Here is a 21,559-nt window from a genome sequence, read left to right as displayed (position 1 = left end):
GAGGCGTCGGTGGCGGGTCGTTCCTTGAGGAGGTCCCTTTGACGGGCGCCCTGCTGCTGGCGTTCGCGGGCGTGCTGCTGCTGGCCGTGCTCCTGTCCAGCCTGGCCAATCGCACGATCCTGTCCACGGCCGCGCTGTTCCTGGTCGCCGGGTTCGTGCTGGGCGACGGGGCGCTGGGCGTGGTCTCCCTTGCCCCCGACGACGAGATCGTCGGCACGCTCGCCGAACTCGCGCTGTTCGCGGTGCTGTTCACCGACGGCATGCGAGTCGGCTGGAAGGACCTGCGCACCGCCTGGCGACTACCCGGAAGGGCGCTCGGCTGGGGCCTGCCGCTCACCTTGGTGATCACCGCGCTGGGCGCGCACTACCTGATCGGACTGGGGTGGATCGAGTCACTGCTGATCGGCGCGATCCTGGCTCCCACCGACCCGGTGTTCGCCGCCGCCCTGGTCGGCAACGAGAAGGTGCCGCCCCGGCTGCGGCAACTCCTCAACGTCGAATCCGGCGTCAACGACGGTCTGGCGTTGCCGTTCGTGATGCTGTTCCTGGCCATCGCCGCCGGATCAAAGAACCTGCACCTGGGCGAACTCGGCCTGGAACTCGGCGTCGGCGTGCTCATCGGCATCGCCGTGCCGTGGCTGGCGATCAAACTCGAGCGCACCCGCTGGTTTTCGGCCTCCACTGCCTACGAGCCACTCAACGCCCTGGCCATCGGCCTGCTGGTGCTCGCGCTGGGCAAGGCCACGCACGGCAACCTGTTCCTGGCCGCCTTCTCAGCGGGCATTACAGTGGCCACCTTCGGCGATCAGCAACGCGAATCGTTCGAGCACTTCGGCGAGCTGATCGCGGAGCTGTTCAAGCTGGCCGCGCTGCTGGTCTTCGGCGCGCTCATTACTCTGCCGTTGCTGGGTTCGGTCGGCTGGACCGGATGGCTGTTCGCGATCTTGGCCTTGATGTTGGCCAGGCCGCTCGCCATCTGGATCTCCTTCCTGGGCTCCAGACTGACGGTGCGTGAGCAGGCGGCGGTGGCCTGGTTCGGCCCCAAGGGTTTCGCCTCGGTGGTGTACGCGCTCATCGTGCTCGCCTCCGGCATCGCCGCCTCCCAGGAGGTCTTCCAACTGGTCGCGGTCACCATCGTGGCCTCGATCCTGCTGCACTCCTCCACCGACATCATCGTGGCTCGCTGGTTCGATGACGAGCGAGACCTCCCCGCCTGGCACGGGGTCGCCCGCCGCCTGCGTGACCGCGTTCGGGGAGAGCACGACGAGTGATGAGGCGGGCGCCGGCCGACTGGATCACTTCCCGCACCTGCCCGGCGCCCAGGTCCTGCGGCTGGCCGAATCCACCGAGATTCTCACGCGTTCGACGCCCTTGCCCATTCCCAGTGGCTGAACGTTTGTTTAGTATCCTGTGTATGCGTTCAAACAGTGACCTCACCGCGAAGGCCCGAATCCGGGACGCCGCGCTGGCTCGTTTCGGCGCCGAGGGGGTCGACCGGGTCAGCGTGCGGGCGATCGCCGCTGACGCGGGCGTCTCACCCGCCCTGGTCCTGCACCACTTCGGATCCAAGGACGGCCTCCGCGAGGCGTGCGATGCCTACGTGGTGTCGATGATGCGCAGCTCTGACGATGATCTGCTGGAAGACACCGCAGGGCTGGCCACGATGCTGGAGGCGGGCACACCGGTGCGACGCTACTTGGCGCGGGCCTTCCTGGACGGCTCGCCGCAGGCCGCCGCACTGTTCGACGAGATCGTGGAGCTCACCGCGCGCTGGCTGGCCGAAGGAGGGCGCGAGGGCTGGGCCCGCCCGTCGCAGGATCCGCGGGCGCGCGCGGCGCTGTATGTGACCTGGCTGCTGGCACCGCTGACCTTCGACGAGCACCTGTCGCGCGTCCTGGGCGTGGACGACCTGCACGGGATGGACGCGACGCTGCGCTACTCGCGGGCAGCGCTGGAGATGTTCACCCACGGCGTGTTCGCCGACGAGCGCGCACTGGGCGCTTGGGACGCGGTCAAGAGAGAGAGAGAGGCTCGCGATGAGGGTGCTGATCCTCACCCACGGCACGCGCGGCGACGTCCAGCCCTACGCCGCCCTGGCCAGGGCGCTCGACCTGGCCGGTCACGAGGCGGTGCTGGCCGCGCCGGCCGCCTCGGCCTCCCTGGCCGAGCCGTACGGCCTGCGCTTCGTTCCGGTCGACGACGGCCCGAACAAGCTGATCGACGACCCGCAGATCCGCTCGGCGATCGAGACCAACTACCGGGGCCTGCGCGGCAAGAAGATCGCCCTGGAGGTGATGCGCCGCAGCAAGCCGCTCATGTCGCAGGTTCTTGCGGACATGGTCACGGCCGCCGATGGTGGTGCCGACATGGTCGTGCACGCTGCCGGCATCCCCGGCCAGCACATCGCCGAGGCCCTCGGCGTGCCCGCCGTACCCGTCGGACTGCAACCGGTCTGGGTGCCCACCGCCACTTTCCGCAACCCGATGCTGCCTGTCCCGCTGCCTCGCGCGTTCAACCGCGCTTCCTACCTGCCGATCAAGCTGATGCTGCGCTCGTTCTCCGGCATAACCGACACCCTTCGCAAGGACCGGCTGCACCTGCGCCGCAGGGGCGGACGTCACGACGTTTTGCGCCGCCCCGACGGTGGGCCGGCCACCGTGCTGCAGGCCTTCAGCCACCACGTGCTGCCGCCCCGCCTCGACTACCCCGCCCACGTGCACACCACCGGCTTCTGGTTCCTGCCCGCCGCCTCCAACTGGGCGGCGCCGACCGAACTCACCGACTTCCTGTCCGCCGGTGAGCCGCCGGTCTATGTGGGGTTCGGCAGCATGGCCGGCACCGACCCCGGGCGCGTCGGACGCGTCGTCGCCGAGGCGATCCGGCTGGCCAAAGTACGCGCGGTGCTGGCAGCGGGCTGGGGCGGCCTCCAGATCACCGACCTGCCCGACAATGTGCTCCTGATCGACCAGGCCCCGCACGACTGGCTTTTCCCGCGTATGGCCGCCGTCACCCACCACGGCGGCAGCGGCACCACGGCCGCGGCCCTCGCATCCGGTCGCCCGCAGGTCCTCTGCCCGTTCGTCGCCGACCAGCCGTTCTGGGCCGCCCGAATGCATGCCGAAGGCGTGGCGCCAGCCCCGCAACCGCAACGCCGCCTGACACCCGAAAGCCTGGCCGAGGCCATCCGTCAGGCCGTCACCGACCACGCCATGGCCGAGCGCGCCAAACGACTCGGGCAGACAATCCGCGCCGAGGACGGCGTGAGCACCGCGGTAAAGGTACTGGAGTCGCTGACATGAGTACCGCTTCACCGACAAGACGACGATGGCGTCATCAGGTCGCGCCCAAGCCGACTGGAGGTGGCCGGGCTCAGGCGGTTTGTGCCGCATAGGTGAGTGCGACCTCGTCAGCGCCCTGGCGGTCCTGACCTCCAGCGGCGCAGGTGCGGAGCATACGCGACATCGCCGGGGACCACGTGCTGGCGGCTCACGCCGCCAGCACCTGGTCGAGTCCGCCACAGACCCGGTGACAAGTACCGTGCGTACCTGGCTAACTTCCTGGGAGGCCGACCACTTCAACCGCGGCCTGACCACCCCACCCACAGCACCAGCGGTGGATCACGACCCACCCAATCGCTTGCATAATGCAATAATTCTTTGGCTACGGGAGCTTACGGATGCAGGATCGACGTGATCCGGTCAGGCTGGCGAAGGCGTCTGGCCGTAGTACTCAATGGGGGTAACGCGCGAGTGGATGAAGCCGACTGGAGCGAGATCAACACCTTCTCCGCCGACACGGGCCTGCATGGCGACGTGGTCGTCGTCCGGATAGCGGGCGAGCTGGACATGCTCTCTGCCCCGTCACTTCGTTCATCCCTGGCGGAGGCGGTGACGATCAAAGCGCTGCCCCGCATTGTCGTCGACGCTGCGGACATGACCTTTTGCGACTCCACAGGACTGGCGGTGCTTCTGCGAGCGCGGCACCTGGCGCTGGCAGCCGGGGGATCTCTGGCGCTCAGCGGCGTCAAAGGCCGCTTCGCCCGGCTCCTGGCGATTGCCGGACTGGAGAACAGGTTCCAGGTCTACTCCTCAATCGACGAAGCGATCGACGCCCTCATGCGATAAGGCGGTCCACCGCCCTGATCGACCCCTGATCCACTCGCTCCTCCCAACAGGTGAAGGCGGTCGGCGTGCCGCCTTAACTGTGCCCCCTAGAGAGGACCGTGTAGAAACGGTGCCTATGGCTGATCACGTGGAACATGAGTCCGTCGGCGACGACCTTGAAGCGGTCACCTCCGCGGTATTGACGGCCTCACGTCTGTTGGTGGCCATCTCCGCGCGATCCCTTGCGTCCGCCGAAGACAAGGTCACCTTGCCTCAGTTCCGCATGTTGCTGGTCGTCGGACAAGGCGCGACCAAACTGGTCGCATTGGCAGAACGACTCAGTGTGAATCCTTCTACGGCCCTGCGGATGGTTGACCGGCTATCCACATCGGGTCTGATCAGCCGGGAGGTCAATCCGCACAACCGTCGCGAGACGGTGCTACGGCTCACCGACGAAGGGCGCCGAATAGTCGATGAGGTGACCGCCCGCCGCCGAACTGAGATCGCAGAGATCCTCGCGCGAATGTCGCCGACCCAACGACGGGCCCTTATCGGGGCGATGAAGGCCTTCAACAAGGCTGGCGGCGAGCAACCCGCACAGACCTCGTTTCCTCTCGGCTGGCCCGAGGCGCCTTCCTCGTCCTAAGGAATCAATGCGTTGAAGTCTTCACACAATGCACCGTTCACGGACCCCTGGCACACGTGGAGGGCCGCCGTCCGGGAATCACTTTCTCCGTCCACATGAACGGCTCGCCTACTCAGTGCCGGCGTCGGGCCGCCACCCGGCGAGACACGATGCCACGCCCGATCCCGTGCCCAAACCATATGCCGAAACGATCACCCGGGCGAAAGTAGTTCGCTGCGGCGCCATCGGTGAATTCCATCGTCACGATGTGGTACCTGTCCCCGGTGCGAGCGGCTCATCGTCATCGGCGACAAGTAGGCGTAGGAGACGTTCAGCGGCCCGGTGACAAGCTGGAACAGCGCACCGCCGACGAGCAGGAGCACGAGCGCCCGCTCCACGGCATGGGGGACAGAGCGGAAGGGCGGCCACTGCCACAGCTTGGGATAAACGGTCCACAGTTTGGCGAACAACAACGGGATCGTGGCCAGCCCGCCGATGACGTGCACTCCTTGCGTGACGCGATACAAGTTGATTGGCCGTGAGGGCCACAACACCCATGTCGGCGGATGTTGCATGAAGTGGCTGATCAGACCTGTCACGAACGCGACGGTAAGCTGGCACCGAGCCATACGCCGAGATGGGCGGCCACACGCTCGGAGTGCAGCCGGCTCGTGAAGCGCCCGGAAACGCCCTGTGCAAGCCTGATGACCGCCCCACGAGCCGTCCTCTTCTCAGAGACATCGGTCACCGCAGTAATGCGAACCATCGCCCCGCCTCGGTCCAGCATCCCGCCCTCGGGAAGCCGGCGGCCTGCCCGATGCGCGTGATGTCAGAGGCCGACACGGTGGCCCAGCCGAACCACTCCCCCACCTCACCACCGCGGCGGAGCCGTACCCGCTCGACCCTGCTCGCCATGCCGGGCGGGTCGACCTCGGCCAGCACCTCACCACCCGGCCGTAACAGCTCCCTGGCACGGCCGAGAAGTGCCAGCGGATGGCCGCCGATGCCGATGTTGCCGTCAGCCAACAGCACGGTCGCCCATCGACCGTTCCCCGGCACATCGTCGAAGACGTCCCGGACCAACGCGAAGCCTCCCGCCCTGCGGGTCAGATGAACGGCGTGGGGCGTGATGTCGATGCCCAGGGCGGGCACTCCGCCGCGGGTCAGCGCGGCCGTGAGCCGGCCGGGTCCTGATCCGACGTCCAGCGTGGGCGCGGAGCACCGGGCGAGCAGTGCCGTGTCTCCGTCGATCGGCTCGAGCCATCGGGCGGCCTCCAGCGGCATGCGAGTCCCGTCGACATGCTCGATTTCGATGGCCGCTCCCGTCAGCGACTCGGCGTAGAGCTCCCCCATCATCGCGCCGCGCTCGTCTCCGCCATGCCGGCCATGGCCGCAAGAGAGGCGGCGAACCCGGAGCCCGGCGCGTCGGCCGCCACTCGGGCGGCGTCGGCGGCCGTGTCGACGTCGACGAGTTCCGGCAGGAGCACGACGCTCCGCCCCTCGTCGCGCAGGCGCCGCAACAGCACCGCCCCGGTGTCCGGCCGGGACATCGGCAGACCGAGCAGCGGCGCCACCTCCGGTGTGCGCAGGCCCAGCAGCCAGAACCCGCCATCGGCAGCCGGGCCGTACACCGCGTCGTGGTCGGCCAGCGCACCGACGGCGTATCGCAGCAGCTCAGGCGTGACCTGCGGGGTGTCCATGCCGATGAGCACCACAGGCATCGCGTGCAACCGATGCGCATCGGTCATCGCGAACGCGATCCGCTCGTCCAGCCCCGCGCCGCGCTGAGGGACGACCACGAACCCCGCAGGGAGCCAGGAGCCGGGCAGCCCGTCGAGGGCGAGCAGCCGGTGGCGGGTACCGGCCGCGGCGACGGTGCGGAGGGTGTCCTCGAGAGCGGCGGCGGCCAGATGGGCGGCCTGACCGGGGGTGAACGGCGGGGTCAGCCGGGTCTTGACCCGGCCCGCCACCGGCTCCTTCGCGATGACCACGATCTGCGCGTCGATCATGCCGGCCCCGCCTTTTCCGGCCTGCCCGGCGGGCATGGGAGCGCTCGATGTCACGATCTTCATGGCTCCGACACTAGGTGCGCGCCCGCAGGGAAAACCTTACGAAGTGCTGATGTGAACCCAGCAAAGCCCCACTTCAAGCCTAGTGTGGGAAGCGTGATCACCCGATACCGGACAACCGGGGACGGCTCGGACCCACCCGCGGGCGAGACGCTCGACGCCTCCGCCCGCCGCCTCCGCATACGCCGGCAGGTGCTATACGGATGGGCACTGCTCATCATCGTGTCGTTCGCGACCGGCGGGGTCCTGCACGGGCTCGGCGTGCTCCGGATCGATCACCTTCCCCCCCTTCACGCGCACTTCCGCGTGCTGACCGTCACTCTGCTGCCGGCCGCCGCCTTCGGAGCGGCCGCCGTCCTGCTGCTGCCGGGGCTCCTCGCCCGGTCCGGCTTCGGGCGCGCGCTAGCGCTCGGGTACGGCTGCGCGCTCGTCTGGACCGTCCTGCTGGCCGTCTCGGGCGACGGGCTGGCCGCGCCGTTCACCCACAAGGAGGAGTACCTGGCGGTGCTGCCCGCCGTCGGGAGCGACCCGCTGGGCTGGCTGGCCGGTTTCACCGAGCATCTGCCGCAGTACCCGACCCATGTGCGCGGGCATCCTCCGCTGCCGGTTCTCGTGCTGTGGGCGCTCAAGGCCGTCGGGCTGCCCGGGGCGCTGTGGGCCGCCGTGCTGGTGGTGCTGGTGGGTTGCTCGGCGACCGTGGCCATAGCAGTGACCATCCGGCGGCTGGCCGGGGAGGACATGGCCCGCCGGGCCCTGCCGTACCTGGCCCTGGCACCCGCCTCGGTCTGGATCGCCACCAGCATGGACGCCTTCTTCGCCGGCGTCGGCGCCTGGGGTGTCGCCCTGCTCGTGCTGGGCGGCGGGCGCTGGGGGCGGCCCGCCTGCGGAGCAGCGTCCGGGGTCCTGCTAGGCGCCCTGCCGTACCTCAGCTATGGGCTGGTCCCCTACCTGCTCCTCCCTGCCGTCGTCGCGGTGATCGTGCGGCCGCCACGGGTGGTCCTCATGGCGGTCCTGGCCGGGGCCGCCGCGGTGAGCGGCGCGTTCGCCGCCGCCGGCTTCCTCTGGCCCGCAGGCGTGCTTGCCACGCACGCGCAGTGGGCCGCCGATCCGGGCGCGGCACGGCCGTACCTCTACTTCCTGATCGCTAACCTCGGCGTGCTGGCCCTGGTGACGGGCCCCGCCACCGCGGCGGGGCTGGCGGGGCGCATGCCCGCGACGGTACGGACCGTCATCGCCGCGGCCCTGGTCGCGGTGCTGGCACTGGATGTGAGCGGCGTGACCAGGGGCGAGGTGGAGCGGATCTGGGCGCCCTTCGCGCTGTGGATCTCCGTCGCCGGAGGCTTCGCGGGCGGCCGCCGCTGGCTGGTGGCGCAAGTGGTCACCGGCCTGCTCCTGCAGGGACTGGTCGCCTCACCCTGGTGACCTGATCCCGGCGTCTCTGCGGCGCGTGGGAGCTCGGCCGGTTTGCGCGTGGTTCAGCCGAGCGGCGCGGTGGCGAACTCCTTCATCCCCTCGATGAAGCCGACCCTGGCGCGGAAACCGAGCTCCGCCGCGGCTTTGCCGGGAGAGGCCACGATGTGCCGGACGTCGCCCAGGCGGTATTCGCCGGTGACGACGGGCTCGGGGCCGCCCCGCTCGGCAGCCAGGGCGGCGGCCATCTCGCCGACCGTGTGGGGACGGCCGCTGGCGATGTTGTAGGCGGCCAGCGTTCCCGGCCGTCCGCCGCCGAGGGCCGCCACGTTGGCCTGTGCCACGTCGCGGACGTGGATGAAGTCGCGCCGCTGGCCGCCGTCCTCGAAGACCCGCGGGGGCCGCCCGGCTTCCAGCGCGGACCGGAAGATCGCCGCGACGCCCGAGTAGGGCGTGTCCTTGGGCATCCGGGGGCCGTAGACGTTGTGGTAGCGCAGGGCGACGGCGATCCCTCCGGCCTCCCTGGCCCAATTGGCCGCCAGGTGCTCCTGTGCGAGCTTGGTGGTGGCGTAGGCGTTGCGTGGGTCGGCGGGAGCGTCCTCGCCGATCGTGGCCGGTGAGAGTGCCGACCGGCAGGTGGGACAGCGCGGTTCGAAGATCCCTCGCGTCAGGTCGGCGGGCTCGCGGGGGCCCGGGCGGACCTGGCCGTGGTCCGGGCACTCATAGGCGCCCTCGCCGTAGATCACCATCGAGGACGCCAGCACCAGGCGGCCGACACCGTGCCTGGCCATCGCGGCCAGCACCACGGCCATGCCGTACACGTTGATCGAGGCATAGTCGGGTAGGTCGGCCACGTCCACACCCAGCCCGACCTTGGCGGCCTGGTGCACCACGGCGTCCGAACCGGGCAAGAGGCGGTCGACCGCGGCGGGGTCGCGTACGTCGCCGTCCATGCGCACGTCGAGGCCGGCCACCTCGTGACCGGCCTCCTTCAACGCTTCGGCGACGTGACTTCCGATGAACCCGGCCGAGCCGGTGAGCAGCACCTTCACTCGCAGAGCGTAAGCCGCCCGTGCGCTGTCGCGACGGCACCTCCGCGCGTCCGTTCGTAGGCCGTAAGACCTCGAGAGCCGCTGCCACTGGTGCGGCCCTCTCACGACCGCTCCGAGACCGCTCCGGCCAGGTCCCCCATCACGCGGCGCATGTCGCCTACCGCCCGAAGGGTTCCTCGGACGGTGCCGGTCACCTTCGAACGGCCCGTCCGGGGCAGGTAGTCCACATCGGCCTCGCGGATGCGCTTGCGCCGCTCTAAACTTCACAAAAGAGGATAAATGAGATGCAAGATGCTTTTATCGGGCATTTGGGTGGTATTTCCAAGACATCGGCGCGGGGGTGAACGATGTCCGAATCACGCGAGAGCACACATGATGACGGCGAACCCCGTCAACCTTCGAAGGCGCGACGCCGACGCGTCCCCGCCATCCGGATTCCGGACAATCCGCCGCCTGGGCCGTTCCGGCCGGAGTTCTGGCGCAGCCCGCTGCGCGGCCCGTGGCTGACCTCGGTGCTCGGTCTGGTGCTGCTCGGCGGGATCACCGTCGTCGCGATTACCGGCCTCTTGTCGTATGCCGCCTACAACCCCTGGCTGCCGCTCAACGACCTGACGCCCGGCAAGGGACTTCTCGGGTTCTACCTTTTCGACTGGCCCACCAGCCCGTCCTGGTTGTACCGCCTCACCCAGGGCACGCACGTCATCCTCGGGCTGACCCTGCTTCCGGTGCTCCTGGCGAAGCTGTGGTCGGTCATTCCGAAGCTCTTCACCTGGCCGCCCGCGCGTTCCCTGGCCCACGCGCTTGAACGGGCGAGCCTGCTGCTGCTGGTCGGAGGCGCGATCTTCGAGTTCGTCACCGGCATCCTGAACATCCAACTGTTCTACGTGTTCCCGTTCTCGTTCTACTCGGCGCACCTGTACGGCGCCTGGATCTTCATCGCGGCCTTCGTCGTCCACGCGGCTATCAAGCTGCCTCGGGTGGTCGGCACGCTGCGAGCACGCGGCGTGCGCCACGACCTGGGGGCCAGCCTGGCCGAGACCCGCCCCGAACCGCCCGACGACACGGGCTTGGTGAGTCCCGATCCCGCGACGCCCACCATGTCCCGCCGCGGCCTGCTCGCGTTCGTCGGCGGAGGCTCACTGGCACTGTTCGGCCTGTCGGTCGGCCAGAGCATCGACGGCCCACTGCGCCGTACTGCGCTGCTCGCCCCGCACGGCCGGATCTACGGGCCGGGGCCGAACGACTTCCAGGTGAACAAGACCGCGGCCGCCATGGGCATCGCCCCCGCCGAGACCGGCGACGGCTGGCGACTGGAAGTGCAGGGACCCCGGCCGGTACGGCTGTCGCGGGCCGGCCTACTGGCGATGCCGCTGCATACCTACGCGCTGCCGATCGCATGCGTCGAAGGATGGTCGACCCAGCAGGAATGGACCGGCGTACGCCTGACCGACCTGGCCCGGCTCGCCGGGGCCGCCGGCGCCGTCGAGGTCGTCGTCCGGTCGCTGCAGAAGGGCGGGGTCTTCAGCCGGGTGTCACTTAGCGCCCAACAGGTAGCCGACCCACGATCGATGCTCGCCCTGCGCGTCAACGGCGCGGACCTGTCCCTCGACCACGGCTACCCCGCGCGGATCATCGTTCCGAACGCACCCGGCGTGCACTGCACCAAATGGGTGCGCCGCCTCGAGTTCCTACGGGAATCAGCATGAGCGGCTTGCCGCCCCGGCTGCGCGAGCTGCGCGAACGGGCCGCCGCCCGTTACGGCGCGAACCCCCTGCAACTGCTCGCGCTAATCGCGTGCTTCGCGCTGGCCGGATACGCCGCCGGTCGGGTCTTCGCCGCGGGCATCTGGATCGGGTTCCTCATCTGGTTCGTCGGCGCGGCGATCTTCCATGACTTCGTGCTGTTCCCGCTCTACGCCCTCGCCGACGTCGCCATACGGTCATCCTCGCGTCACCGCCGGATACCCGTCGCAGGGCGGTGGCCGCCATGGATCAACTACCTGCGCGTACCGGCCGGCCTGTCCGCGCTGCTCCTGCTCGTATGGTTCCCGCTCATCCTGCACGGATCCCAGCACGAGTACCGCAAGGCCGTGGGCCTGGACACCACCCCCTACCTCGGGCACTGGCTGCTGGTGACCGCCGTCCTTTTCGCCGGATCGGCTGTGACCTACGCCCTCAGCGTCCGGGCGGGCGCCGGTCGACCACCCACCCCTCCGCGACACCTCCCGAAGGCATAGGCGGCGTGAGGGCGCATGGTCCGCCACGTCCGCTAGGTCGCCAGGTCTCAAACCTCATTTGCATGGCCTTGACCTGAGATTTCCTACTCTGCTCGTTATGGGGTGCCATTTTGGTGAGTTCCTCCGCGCTCGGCGCCGGCTCGCGGCCGTCGATCAGGTGGGGCTGCCGCACATTGGCGAGCGCCGGCGGACGCCTGGGTTACGCCGTGAAGAGCTGGCCATGCTGGCCGGCGTCAGCAGCGACTACTACAGCAGGCTGGAGCAAGGAAGAGAACGCAACCCATCGGATCAGGTGCTCGAAGCCCTGGCCCGAGTCCTCCAACTCGACGCCGAGGCCACCGAGCACCTTCACGAGCTCGCCCACCTCCGGGCAGGCAGGCGCAGGTCCGTCGATCGAGTTGACCACGTCAACCCGATTGTGTTGCGGCTCATGGAGAGCTGGGATCACGCACCGGCATATGTGATCAACCGCCGGTTGGACGTGCTGGCCCGAAACGCGAGGGCGGCCGCTCTCTACGCGGGGTTGGAACACAGCGACAACATGATGCGGCTGACGTTTCTCAATCCTGCGGCTCACGAGTTCTACCTGGACTGGCGGCAGGAGGCCTGCTCCAGGGTGGCCCATCTGCGTGCCATGGCGGGGACGGACTGCGACGACCCTGCTCTTCTTGAGCTGGTTGAGGAGTTGTCGCGTGGAAGCGAAGACTTTCGTCAGATATGGGCTCGCTATGACGTACGAGCCAGAACCCATGAGTCGATAGGCATGCGTCACCGCGAAATAGGTGACGTGTTCGTTTCCTTGGAAGTGCTCACTATCGACAGCGCCTCCAGCCAGAAACTCATCGTCTTCCAGGCCGATCCCGGCAGCCCGTCCGAGGAGGCTCTGGCCAGGCTGGGCAGGCTCACCGCCAGCAGCAGATGATCCAGCAGACGGGCGACAAGATCCTTGCCCACCTGGCATGGTCGAACGCAATCTCGCCGCCCATCTCGCGTGAGATGCCAGCGACGATCGGCGGCGCGATCAGTGATCTTTCTGGATGCCACGATCAAGCGTTCGGAACAGCTGGCGTCGCCCATGAGGGGAACCGCCTAATGGACGAAATACACGCGGTCAGACGGTCATCACCGATGGTCGGTTTGGGTCGAGATCCCGCAATCCGCCGTCAGTAACCGGGGAAACAGAGTGCGAAGGTCGTCGAGGGATGCGCAGCCCAGCCACCCCAACACCATCGCTTGGCCGGTTGCGGGCGTACACGAGGCGCAACACCGCCTCTGCCTGCCCGGAGACCGTCGCGCTCGGTTGCATGGGGCTCGGAGTAGAGGTGGAGTTCGATGTTGAGGCTGAGACGCAGGGTGCGGTCGAGATCGCTCAGTTCCACTGCGATCTGCCCAGGGCCGATCCTGGTCATGAAACCTGCTGACCACGAGGTCGACGCGTTCCCATTCCCACCGCAAGCCCGACTCGGCGGCCGGGATCCGCGAGGCAGGGTCGAGCGCGACGGCGATGTCCCCGCCGGGCACGGACTACTCGGACAACCGGTGTCCGGCATAGTCGGCGATGCCGAGCAATCCGCTGAAGTGAGGCATTAGAGCCAAACTCTCGGCAAAGCTGAGCGATGAAAGCAGTCGTAGTGCTTGGTATTCGCGGCCTGCCAGGCGTCGCGCTGTGCCGGACCCGCCAGGGCGTCCCACCGCTGCCACACCGGACGCATGTCCTCCATGGCGGGGCCGGAGGTATCCCCGGCGATGGCTCGTTTCACCAACATCGTGCAGATCTCCGCAGCGCTGCCGAGATGGGACAGCACCTGCGCCACGGTCCATCCGCTCGCCAATGACCGCTGTGACATCTCCTCTTCTGGCAAGTCGGCCACGAGCGCCTTCAACCGGCGGGAAGAGGAGTCCAGTGCCTGCAACAGACCGGCGCAGGTGCCGTGACGGTCACCGCCGTCGTACCTTCTGTCATACCCGAGCCGACAAGGCCCGTTACCGGCCACAATCCGCCTTGACAGATCCGCTGCCGAGAGCGCCTATGCGGCGCAGGTGCGAGGCATACGCGACGTGGCCGGGGACCACGTGCTGGCGGCTCAGGCCGCCAGCACGTGGTCCAGCAACGCACGTAAGGTGACGGCGCCGACCAGCCTGCCGCTGTCGACCACAGCCACTAGGGGGCTGTGGATCCGGGCCATCAGCGCCGCCATTTCCAGGACGGTCGCGTGGGAGCCGGCGATGGCCAACTCGCGGGGCTGTTCTGGCATGCACTCTCGAACCGTCTTGCTTCCCAACGCGCGCATGAACGCATCGGCATGCGCCTCGTCGACCACGCGGGCCAACGCGGGGTCATCCTGGCAGTAGCGGGGCACCGCCAGCCGCAGCACCTGGGTGCCGGGCAGGATGGTCAGGGGACGGTTACGGTCGTCGACAACGATCAGCCCTGGCAGGTCACGGTCGGCCAGCAACCGGGCCGCCTCCAGCGCGGGGGTATCCAGCGTGACGGTAGGAAAATCGCTGACCAGATCGCGTGCGCGCACGCCGGCCTCCGGAGGATGAGACGAACAGACACCGGCTGTCACGCTCACTCTAACTCCGCCGATCTGCGCTCAGATGAGGTAGCGCAGCCACAGGTAAGGAGTCGCCACGGCCACCATGACGCAAGTGACGATCAGCCCGTACTTCGTGAACTGCCAGAAGCCGATGCGGGTGCCATTGCGCGCCGCGAGTCCAAGGACGACCACGTTGGCTGAGGCGCCCACGGCCGTGGCGTTCCCGCCCAGGTCAGCACCGAGGGCGAGCGCCCACCACAACACCTTCCCTGCAGGGCCGAAGGTGTGGGCCAGATCGGCGACGATCGGGCTCATGGTGGCGACATAGGGGATGTTGTCCACGATCCCGGACAAGGCGGCCGACCCCCACAGCAGCACCATCGTGGCCAGGCCGAGCCTGCCCTCGGTCATCGACGCCGCGGCGTGGGACACCTTCCCGATGACGCCGGTCTCCACCAAGGCACCGACCATGACGAACAGGCCCATGAAGAACACCAGGGTCGGCCACTCCACCTCACGGATCGCCTGCTCGGTAGTGACCCGGGTGGTTGCCACCAGTACACCCGCGCCGAGCAGCGCCACCACCGAGGGCTCGTAGTGCAGCACCGGATGCAGCATGAAGGCCGCTATCACCAACCCGAGGACGGCCAGGCTCTGCCACAGCAGCCGACGGTCGGAGATCGCCTCCCGCTCATCCAGCGCCATGACGTCAGCTGCGCGTTCGGGATCGTAGGTGAAGGCAGCACGGAACAGCCAGCGGCACAGCCCCAGGAAGACAACCACCAAGATCGCGATCAGCGGTGCCAGATGGATGAGGAAGTCGTTGAAGCTCAGCCCGCCGCGGCTGGCGATGATGATGTTGGGTGGGTCGCCGACGAGGGTTGAGGTGCCAGCGATGTTCGACGCCATCGCCTCAGCGATCAGGAACGGCGCCACGGGCAGCATCAGGCGTTCGCATACCAGGAACGTCACCGGCGCGATGAGCAGCACGGTGGTGACATTGTCCAGCAGTGCCGAGGCGACCGCAGTGATGACGACCAGCAGCACCATCAGCCGAAACGGCTTGCCGCGTGCTCGTTTGGCCGCCCAGATCGCCAGGTATTCGAAGACCCCGGTCTGCTTGAGCACGCCGACGATCACCATCATGCCGAGCAACAGGAAGATGACGTTCCAGTCGACGCCGGTCGACTCCGAGAAGAAGGCCGCCTTGCCGTCGGTGGCGTGGATCATCAAGATCAGCCCTGCGCCGCCCAGGGCGGCGGCCGTGCGGTGGATCTTCTCGGTGGCGATGAGGACGTAGGAGACGACGAAGATCACTACGGCCACGATCGCGGTCACGCTCAGCCCTCCGCGGGCGTCGGCGACAACTCAGGACGCCCATGGATCCGACACACGTGCCAAGACCCTAGACCACCGGCCGCTGCCCGCTCAGACCAGGTCAGATCGTCCTCACAGGTGGCGGCGCCGCCACTCGGCAGCGATGCGGCGCCACTCTCCCTCGAGTGTGCGCGCCTGCCTGCGACTGGTCCGGCGCAACGTCACAAATCTCACCCCAGCGATGATCGACGCACAGCCGAGTATGGTCAGCAGGACGACGAGGCTTGTCCGGGTGAGCACCTCCTCGCGCGACAGAGGCGACATGGTGATCTCGCCGCTGCGCCGATCCACCCAGATCCGGACGGTGGTGCCGGCCTCGGCGTCGACAGGAGCGTCGACCCGGCCCGTGCGCGCCATCCCGCCGGGTGTGATCCATCGCGCGTGGAAGGGCGCGGAAGAAGAGAAGGACGGCCCTCCACTGGTTGACGTGGCGGCAATCGGTTCGAGCAACTCGGCGTGGACGACCGCTCTGCCCGCCTTCTCCAGCGCGGCCTGATCCGAAGCCGCCGTGTGGATCACCTGTCCCACCGCCCAGGCGGCGATCACGCTCCCGCACAACGCGACTCGAAGCCAGCGGAAGGAGGCCAATGACCACTGGTCGACGCTCACAGCGGGCACGGACCGTGACGTGGTGATGGCATGTACTCCTCCAGATGACCGACGTGAAACCAGTGCCGACCAGACTTCCCGGCGCATCATCAGAACTATCTAACACCCGCCAGGATCGGCCACCTCTGCGCTCAGACCTTCAGCGGCAGGAGGACCGCGTAGAGGCGAGCAGTATCCATGTCACCGATGGGTACTGCAACGTCTCGTCGGTGATCCGGTTCTTGGAATAGTCCAGATAGAGGCCGGCGGCCTGCGCGCACATGCGCTCGCCGCGTCCGGGGTCGTCCGCGAACAGCTCACGCAAGTGGCGCCCCTCGATCTGGCCGTGATGCCGCCGGAGTGCCTGCCAGGCCGGGCGGTCACGCAGTGGGATGGTGGGCATCGGCGCGGTCTCCTCCCGGTCGATCAGACGAGCGAGGCGCTCTGGGCGGAAACACAGGTCATGAGATCGTTCCAGGACGTCACGAACGCCTTCGCGCCGTCGCGTTGCAGCTTGTTCGCCGGGCGGCGACATCGACGCCGGCGTCGGCGAAGAGGGCGAGGACTCATCGGCGTCGCCGCCAGGTGATGGACTCGGGCATCGGCGGGACCAGTGGGGTGGGGCCAGGGCGAATGCGTGGCCGGCGCCGACGGCGGCGAGTTTGACCTCGGCGATCAGTTCCTGTCCTTCAGGCGCGGCGGGGCCGAGGTCCAGGCCGTGGCTGCGCAGGATGGTGGTGAGTTCGTCGTACCAGGCGGGGCTGGACTAGCGTGGGAAGCCGACCCAGTCCAGGCCCGCGAGCGCGTCCCGGTGGATGCCGCTGGGGCCGGACAGCTTCGCGGCGTGCTCTGTTGGACAGCAGCATGCCGAGCCGTCCGGTGGGGCGTTGATTTCCTTGTCGGTGCCGTCCAGGCCGACGCGCAGAACCCGGCCGAGGACGCCGCGGCCGTCCGGGACGTCGGTGACGGTCGGCCTGGGTACGTCCGTGATGCGGGCGCTGTCCACCTTTCCCGGATATACGGGGATTGCTTTCATTTTCGGTGCTCCCTCCGTGAGCGGTTTGACGGCCGACTGGTCGTGGCCGGCTGAGAAACCGCCAGCGGTAGGCGTCGTCGTGGAGGAGCTTCCCGCAGGCCACGGTTCCCCGGCGGTGTCGGTGCAGCAGCGCGGCGGCGAGCGCGCCGGGTATCGGACCGCGGGGTTCGGGTGGCCGCCGCTGATGCGGCCCAGCGGTGAGTAGACGATCCCCGCCGCCGCGGTCGCGATCAGTGCACCCGTCATAAGCCGCTGCAGGTCCACGTTCGACAGAGCCCGGACGATCGGCGAGCCGGCCGCGAAGTCCACGACGATCGCGCTGATGGCGATCAGCAGCAGGAGCGCCTTGCCGGCGAGCTCGGCGGTGATCTCACGCCATCCGGCCCTCGCCGTTCCCGCGGCCCGCGCCGGCCGCCCCGCCGCCCCGTGCGGTTCGTTCGGCTTCGTCGATGGCCCAGGCGGCGTTGATGAGTCCGATGTGGCTGAACGCCTGTGGGAAGTTGCCGAGCAGCTCACCGTTGTCCGGGTCGATCTCCTCCGACAGCAGGCCCACGTCGTTGGTGTACGCGGCGGCTCGCTCGAATGCCTGCCTGGCCCGGCTGGCCTGCCCGGACATGGCGAGCGCCTGCGCCAGCCAGAACGAGCACAGCAGGAAGGTGCCCTCCTCGCCGGCGAGGCCGTCGATGCCGTCCGCGGTGCGGTAGCGGTAGACCAGGCCCTGGTCGTTGGTGAGCCGGTCCGCGACGGCGTCGATTGTGGACAGTACCCGCGGGTCGCTGGCGGGTAGGAAGCCGACGATCGGCACCATGAGGGCGCTGGCGTCCAGCTCGTCGGAGCCGAAGGCCTGCGTGAACGCCCCAACGCGGTTGTTCCAGCCCTCGCGCAGCAGGGTTTCGCGGATCTCGGCACGGGTCCGTCGCCAGGACTCGACACGGTTCTGCGCCCGTAGGAGGCCGGCGAGGGCGATGCCGCGGTCCAGCGCCACCCAGCACATGAGCTTGGAGTACACGAAGTGCTGCGGCTCCCCGCGTATCTCCCAGATGCCCTGGTCCTTTTCCATCCAGCGCTCGGCCGCGGTGTCGGCACAGGTGACGAGGAAGCGCCGGACGTCGTCGTCGATGTCGCCGATCTGCCGTTCGAGGCGCACGGCCGCATCGAGCAGCTCGCCGTACACGTCGATCTGCCGCTGGTTCCACGCGCCGTTTCCGATGCGTACCGGTCGGCTGGCGCGCCAGCCGCGCAGGTGCGGCAGGGTGCGCTCGCTAAGGTCGTGCTCGCCGCGGACGCTGAACATGATCTGCAGCGCGCGGTCCTTGCCCAGCGACGGGGCGGCGGTGGTGAGGAAGGCGAAGAAGTCGCTCGCCTCGTCGGGGCAGGCTGCGACCCACAGGGCGCCGATCGTCAGTGACGCGTCCCGTACCCACGTGTACCGGTAGTCCCAGTTGCGCTCGCCGCCGGTCCATTCGGGCAGCGATGTCGTGGCGGCCGCGACGATCGCGCCGCTGGGCTGGAAGGACAGCGCCTGCAGCACCCGCCCGCTGTGGTGCACCAGGTCGCGCCACGGGCCGTCGTAGGCCTGGTGGAGGTTGGACCACGACTGCCAGGCGACGATCGTGCCATCCAGCCGGGCCGCCAGTTCCTCCTGGTCCCACACCCGCGCGGGAGTCTCCTCCAACGTCGAGCGATGCATCCCGAACAGCCATGTCTCGCCCGCGCGCGCCGTGAACACGCCGTATCCGGTGCAGTCACCGATGCCGAGGGCGACCGGCGTGGTCAGCACAAGCCACTCGGCGCCGCCGCGGGCGGTCACGCCGCCGTCGACGACGGACAGGATCGGGTAGATCAGGCCGTACTCAGGCCGGGGCCGGTACTCGATTTCCATCGGCACCTCGCCGCCGACGCCGGACACCCGTCGGGCGAGCAGGTGCGGCACACCGACGCCGAGCCGGTGTCCGCCGTCGTCCGGGCCGGTGAGCAGGGCGTCGGTGAGAACGACCGTGCCGCTCCCGGTGCGGAAGGTTGTCTCCAGCACCATCGTCTGCGGTAGGTAGCGGCGCGTCGTCTCGTACGGGACGGCCGGGCGGATCGCCCAGTGCCCGGCCTCGTCGTCCAGCAGGCGGGCGAAGACGGACGGCCCGTCGAACCGGGGAAAGCACAACCACTCGGCCGATCCGTCCCGGCCGATCAGGCCGGCGGAATGGCGATCGGACACCAACGCTAGGTCGGCGATGGGCGTAGTGCTCATCAGTGTTCCCGCGCTGTCGATACCCGGGGAAGGCGACGATGTTACGCACGAGCCGGGAAAATCACGGCAAAGGCATGAAAATGGAGCGCTCCGCCCGCCCGGCGCGAAGATCACACGTTCCTCAAGCAGCACATAACGGGCGCATCATCCTCCCGTACGCGGGCACGTGTATATCAGTCGCTGGCTCAGCTGCGGCCTTGCCATGCCGGGAAGGTCGCGTACAGGGGTACGGAAGCGACGAGACGCCCCGACCCGGAGGTCGCCGAGTTGTCGGACCAGTTCGCCAACGTGCTCGAGGCGCTCACCAGCCAGGTCGGCAAGCGGAAGTTGCGGGTCGACGTCGTTCCTTTCTCGTGCATGTTGGAGAACTACGCCTTCGGAACCGAGTTGACAGCGCGGCCGAAGCTGGACCAGGCGGACTCCCGGTCGCTGTCCCGCCGCTTCCTGTCAGTGCTGGGAGAGCGGCTGTGACCGGTGGGAACGGCGGGCACTCGGACCGGATACGGAGGCGTTCATACGCGACCTGGAATGGCTGAAGAGTCTGCGCGCTCAGATCGACACGCACACGTTCCGAAGTGATCCAGTTCAGGCGGTAGCGCGAGCCGTGCGCTTGCCGAGAATGTCATCCGGCCAGGTGAGAGCGCCAAGCTCGAAGCCCTGGGCCATACGGTCACCTGGAACTGGCCGCCTGACCTGCACGCCTGACGTGACCCTCGCCCACGATCAACGGCCTGGGTCCGCTGCCGCCTACCTGGGCTGGGGTCCATTCACGTATTAGTCTGGGTGCACTGCAACGCCAGCCAATGGCGACGGCCGGTCAGGTCCTCGTCGTGGCGGCCCGACGGCCCCGCCAGCGGGGACGGGCGGACCGAGTTCCGAGTACGCGCTGATCGCGTGGAACGACACGGTTGAGGAAAGCACCACGGGGGCTTCAGCAATGGCTTTCACGGACGTGATGAAACACGTGGCGCAGAGCTTCGAGGCGTTCGGCGTCGGTGTCCTGATCCTGGGCCTGGTGTGGTCGGTCATCGTTGCGGCACGGATCTGGCGCGCCGCGGGCGGCCGCCGTGGATACCAGGCATTGCGTGAGACGTTCGGTGGCGTGCTGTTGCTGGGCGTGGAAATCCTGGTTGCGGCCGACCTGATCCGTACCGTGACGATCTCGCCGACGCTCCAGAGCGTGACGGTCCTCGGGTTGATCGTCTTGATCAGGACGTTCCTCAGCTTCTCCCTCCAGATCGAGATCGACGGGGTACCGCCATGGCGGCGCGCCCTGACCAGCGGGGCCACAGTGGTGGCTCAGGCGGCCCGGACACACCGGGCGGGCCCATCCGCAAGCCCGGACGCGGAGGGTTGAAGCGCTCACCGCGCTTACGGGCCGCGTTCTACCGCAGCGAGGAGGCCCGCACGTTCGACGGTGCGGCGCCCGGTTGTCCAGCCGGGCCGTCGGCCCGGGCGTGCTCCGCCGGTCTTCCAGCTCAACCACGGGGCAGCACGTACCGCTGGACCGCGTTGGCGAAGCCCTCGTCGTCGTTGCTGGTGGTGATCCGGTGCGCGACGCGCCGTACCTCCATGCTGGCGTTGCCCATCACTATGACCGGCAGGGCTGGCCCGGGTGTGTGGCAGCGCATGGAGCTGGTGTTCCTGGCCGACTCATGACAGGTCGCGCAGGAGTTCTGTGTCGGTGGGGGCAGCGCCGCGCCGCACGACCGACACCTGGCCCCGTTGTTCGAATACCACGAACCGCACGGAGGCGAGCTCGTCAACGCCGTGCTGGCGCAACAGGCCGTACAGGTCATGGCGGGTCAGGCCGCTGCGGCGAAGCTCGGCGTCCAGCACCTTGCCGTCGGCGACCAGCAGTCGCGGCGGGTGGTCGATCAGCTTGGCGAACAACGGCCGGAAGCGCAGCCGGGCGGTGAGCCGGTGGGCGAGGAGGATCGTTACCAGGGTCGCCGCGCCGGCCAGGTAACCGGCATCATGCGCATTAGGCACCCGACCGACGATAGCTCCGGCGGCAACGGCCGCGACGAAGTCGAACGCCGACATCTCGGCCAGCGTCCGACGTTCACCGATGCGGAAGCAGACCACGGCAGTGGCGTATAGCAGCAGGCTCTTGGCCACGACCCACCACAGGTCGTGCAGGGATCCGAACACCATCGACACGGTCCGCACCTCCCCATCCGAGCGCACGACAAACGCCGCACGGTGGCCGGCTGACCACCCAGCGCCTCACCCGATCGCCCCAGCCACCGTGGACGAGGATCGGGACGGGTGGCGG

Annotated in this window: 23 protein-coding genes and 1 pseudogene; 12 read left to right on the top strand and 12 right to left on the bottom strand. The window is 68.5% G+C overall.

Annotated elements, in window-relative coordinates; translation table 11 throughout:
• The first annotated feature begins 38 nt into the window (after positions 1 to 38).
• The 5 genes and pseudogenes from Psi02_RS34990 to Psi02_RS34965 all read left to right on the top strand — a co-directional run bounded on the left by Psi02_RS34990 (position 39) and on the right by Psi02_RS34965 (position 4,749).
• Complete coding sequence (locus Psi02_RS34990) at positions 39 to 1,271, top strand: cation:proton antiporter (protein WP_239095420.1); 1,233 nt, start codon at positions 39 to 41, stop codon at positions 1,269 to 1,271.
• A pseudogene (locus Psi02_RS41215) lies at positions 1,271 to 1,969 on the top strand (TetR/AcrR family transcriptional regulator); the annotation flags it as partial. The gene Psi02_RS34990 and the pseudogene Psi02_RS41215, both read left to right, overlap by 1 nt.
• A gap of 67 nt (positions 1,970 to 2,036) precedes the next feature.
• Positions 2,037 to 3,299, top strand: coding sequence for a glycosyltransferase (locus tag Psi02_RS34975; protein ID WP_203980147.1), 1,263 nt, complete (start codon positions 2,037 to 2,039; stop codon positions 3,297 to 3,299).
• A gap of 450 nt (positions 3,300 to 3,749) precedes the next feature.
• Complete coding sequence (locus Psi02_RS34970; RefSeq protein WP_203980146.1) at positions 3,750 to 4,124, top strand: STAS domain-containing protein; 375 nt, start codon at positions 3,750 to 3,752, stop codon at positions 4,122 to 4,124.
• Positions 4,125 to 4,239: 115 nt separating this feature from the next.
• Positions 4,240 to 4,749: a MarR family winged helix-turn-helix transcriptional regulator gene (locus tag Psi02_RS34965; RefSeq protein WP_203980145.1), complete on the top strand. Its 510-nt coding sequence runs from the start codon at positions 4,240 to 4,242 to the stop codon at positions 4,747 to 4,749.
• A gap of 191 nt (positions 4,750 to 4,940) precedes the next feature.
• On the opposite strand, the gene Psi02_RS34960 is transcribed toward Psi02_RS34965, so the two are convergent.
• The 3 genes from Psi02_RS34960 to Psi02_RS34950 form a co-directional block, all read right to left on the bottom strand.
• Positions 4,941 to 5,327: a hypothetical protein gene (locus Psi02_RS34960; protein ID WP_203980144.1), complete on the bottom strand. Its 387-nt coding sequence runs from the start codon at positions 5,325 to 5,327 to the stop codon at positions 4,941 to 4,943.
• A gap of 145 nt (positions 5,328 to 5,472) precedes the next feature.
• On the bottom strand, positions 5,473 to 6,084 hold the full coding sequence (locus Psi02_RS34955) for a class I SAM-dependent methyltransferase (protein WP_203980143.1): 612 nt from the start codon (positions 6,082 to 6,084) through the stop codon (positions 5,473 to 5,475).
• Positions 6,081 to 6,800, bottom strand: coding sequence for a TIGR04282 family arsenosugar biosynthesis glycosyltransferase (locus tag Psi02_RS34950; RefSeq protein WP_239095419.1), 720 nt, complete (start codon positions 6,798 to 6,800; stop codon positions 6,081 to 6,083). The genes Psi02_RS34955 and Psi02_RS34950 overlap by 4 nt, the downstream gene beginning before the upstream one ends.
• Positions 6,801 to 6,893: 93 nt before the next feature.
• Here Psi02_RS34950 and Psi02_RS34945 point away from each other — a divergent pair, with 93 nt between their 5' ends.
• On the top strand, positions 6,894 to 8,219 hold the full coding sequence (locus tag Psi02_RS34945) for a hypothetical protein (protein ID WP_203980142.1): 1,326 nt from the start codon (positions 6,894 to 6,896) through the stop codon (positions 8,217 to 8,219).
• Between the two features lie 53 nt (positions 8,220 to 8,272).
• On the opposite strand, the gene Psi02_RS34940 is transcribed toward Psi02_RS34945, so the two are convergent.
• Positions 8,273 to 9,259, bottom strand: a complete 987-nt coding sequence (locus tag Psi02_RS34940) for an NAD-dependent epimerase/dehydratase family protein (RefSeq protein WP_203980141.1) — start codon at positions 9,257 to 9,259, stop codon at positions 8,273 to 8,275.
• Between the two features lie 347 nt (positions 9,260 to 9,606).
• Between Psi02_RS34940 and Psi02_RS34935 the strand changes: the two genes are divergently transcribed.
• The 3 genes from Psi02_RS34935 to Psi02_RS34925 all read left to right on the top strand — a co-directional run bounded on the left by Psi02_RS34935 (position 9,607) and on the right by Psi02_RS34925 (position 12,417).
• A complete protein-coding gene (locus Psi02_RS34935; RefSeq protein WP_203980140.1) occupies positions 9,607 to 10,965 on the top strand; it encodes a molybdopterin-dependent oxidoreductase in 1,359 nt (452 codons plus the stop codon).
• Positions 10,962 to 11,495 carry a hypothetical protein gene (locus Psi02_RS34930; RefSeq protein ID WP_203980139.1) on the top strand — a complete coding sequence of 178 codons (534 nt, stop codon included), beginning with the start codon at positions 10,962 to 10,964 and terminating at the stop codon, positions 11,493 to 11,495. Before Psi02_RS34935 ends, Psi02_RS34930 begins: the two co-directional genes overlap by 4 nt.
• A 97-nt stretch (positions 11,496 to 11,592) precedes the next feature.
• Positions 11,593 to 12,417, top strand: coding sequence for a helix-turn-helix domain-containing protein (locus Psi02_RS34925; protein ID WP_203980138.1), 825 nt, complete (start codon positions 11,593 to 11,595; stop codon positions 12,415 to 12,417).
• Between the two features lie 664 nt (positions 12,418 to 13,081).
• On the opposite strand, the gene Psi02_RS41210 is transcribed toward Psi02_RS34925, so the two are convergent.
• The 6 genes from Psi02_RS41210 to Psi02_RS34895 form a co-directional block, all read right to left on the bottom strand.
• Positions 13,082 to 13,342, bottom strand: a complete 261-nt coding sequence (locus Psi02_RS41210) for a maleylpyruvate isomerase N-terminal domain-containing protein (RefSeq protein ID WP_373317737.1) — start codon at positions 13,340 to 13,342, stop codon at positions 13,082 to 13,084.
• Between the two features lie 237 nt (positions 13,343 to 13,579).
• Positions 13,580 to 14,023 carry a CBS domain-containing protein gene (locus tag Psi02_RS34915; protein ID WP_203980136.1) on the bottom strand — a complete coding sequence of 148 codons (444 nt, stop codon included), beginning with the start codon at positions 14,021 to 14,023 and terminating at the stop codon, positions 13,580 to 13,582.
• Positions 14,024 to 14,092: 69 nt separating this feature from the next.
• Complete coding sequence (locus Psi02_RS34910) at positions 14,093 to 15,352, bottom strand: ArsB/NhaD family transporter (RefSeq protein WP_444544197.1); 1,260 nt, start codon at positions 15,350 to 15,352, stop codon at positions 14,093 to 14,095.
• 132 nt (positions 15,353 to 15,484) lie between these two features.
• Positions 15,485 to 16,030: an Rv1733c family protein gene (locus tag Psi02_RS34905; protein WP_203980134.1), complete on the bottom strand. Its 546-nt coding sequence runs from the start codon at positions 16,028 to 16,030 to the stop codon at positions 15,485 to 15,487.
• A gap of 130 nt (positions 16,031 to 16,160) precedes the next feature.
• A complete protein-coding gene (locus Psi02_RS34900; protein ID WP_203980133.1) occupies positions 16,161 to 16,403 on the bottom strand; it encodes a hypothetical protein in 243 nt (80 codons plus the stop codon).
• 363 nt (positions 16,404 to 16,766) lie between these two features.
• The gene (locus Psi02_RS34895; RefSeq protein WP_203980132.1) at positions 16,767 to 17,036 is read right to left on the bottom strand and encodes a hypothetical protein; all 270 of its coding nucleotides are present in this window, start codon (positions 17,034 to 17,036) and stop codon (positions 16,767 to 16,769) included.
• Positions 17,037 to 17,052: 16 nt separating this feature from the next.
• Between Psi02_RS34895 and Psi02_RS34890 the strand changes: the two genes are divergently transcribed.
• Positions 17,053 to 17,241, top strand: coding sequence for a hypothetical protein (locus Psi02_RS34890; RefSeq protein WP_203980131.1), 189 nt, complete (start codon positions 17,053 to 17,055; stop codon positions 17,239 to 17,241).
• A 165-nt stretch (positions 17,242 to 17,406) separates the two neighbouring features.
• Here the strand turns inward: Psi02_RS34890 and Psi02_RS34885 are convergent, their stop codons facing one another.
• Positions 17,407 to 19,281, bottom strand: a complete 1,875-nt coding sequence (locus tag Psi02_RS34885) for a glycoside hydrolase family 15 protein (RefSeq protein WP_203980130.1) — start codon at positions 19,279 to 19,281, stop codon at positions 17,407 to 17,409.
• A 267-nt stretch (positions 19,282 to 19,548) separates the two neighbouring features.
• Between Psi02_RS34885 and Psi02_RS34880 the strand changes: the two genes are divergently transcribed.
• Together Psi02_RS34880 and Psi02_RS34875 are read left to right on the top strand one after the other, a co-directional pair.
• A complete protein-coding gene (locus tag Psi02_RS34880) occupies positions 19,549 to 19,752 on the top strand; it encodes a hypothetical protein (protein WP_203980129.1) in 204 nt (67 codons plus the stop codon).
• A gap of 466 nt (positions 19,753 to 20,218) precedes the next feature.
• Entirely contained in the window at positions 20,219 to 20,638 is a 420-nt protein-coding gene (locus Psi02_RS34875; protein WP_203980128.1) for a DUF1622 domain-containing protein, read from the top strand.
• Positions 20,639 to 20,934: 296 nt separating this feature from the next.
• On the opposite strand, the gene Psi02_RS34870 is transcribed toward Psi02_RS34875, so the two are convergent.
• Entirely contained in the window at positions 20,935 to 21,438 is a 504-nt protein-coding gene (locus Psi02_RS34870) for a DUF421 domain-containing protein (RefSeq protein WP_239095426.1), read from the bottom strand.
• Positions 21,439 to 21,559 lie beyond the last annotated feature (121 nt).

Origin of the sequence: Planotetraspora silvatica (genome assembly GCF_016863315.1) — a bacterium.
Taxonomy (GTDB): domain Bacteria; phylum Actinomycetota; class Actinomycetes; order Streptosporangiales; family Streptosporangiaceae; genus Planotetraspora; species Planotetraspora silvatica.
Note: the sequence above shows the minus strand (reverse complement) of the source record. Positions and strands in the feature narration are given on the sequence as shown.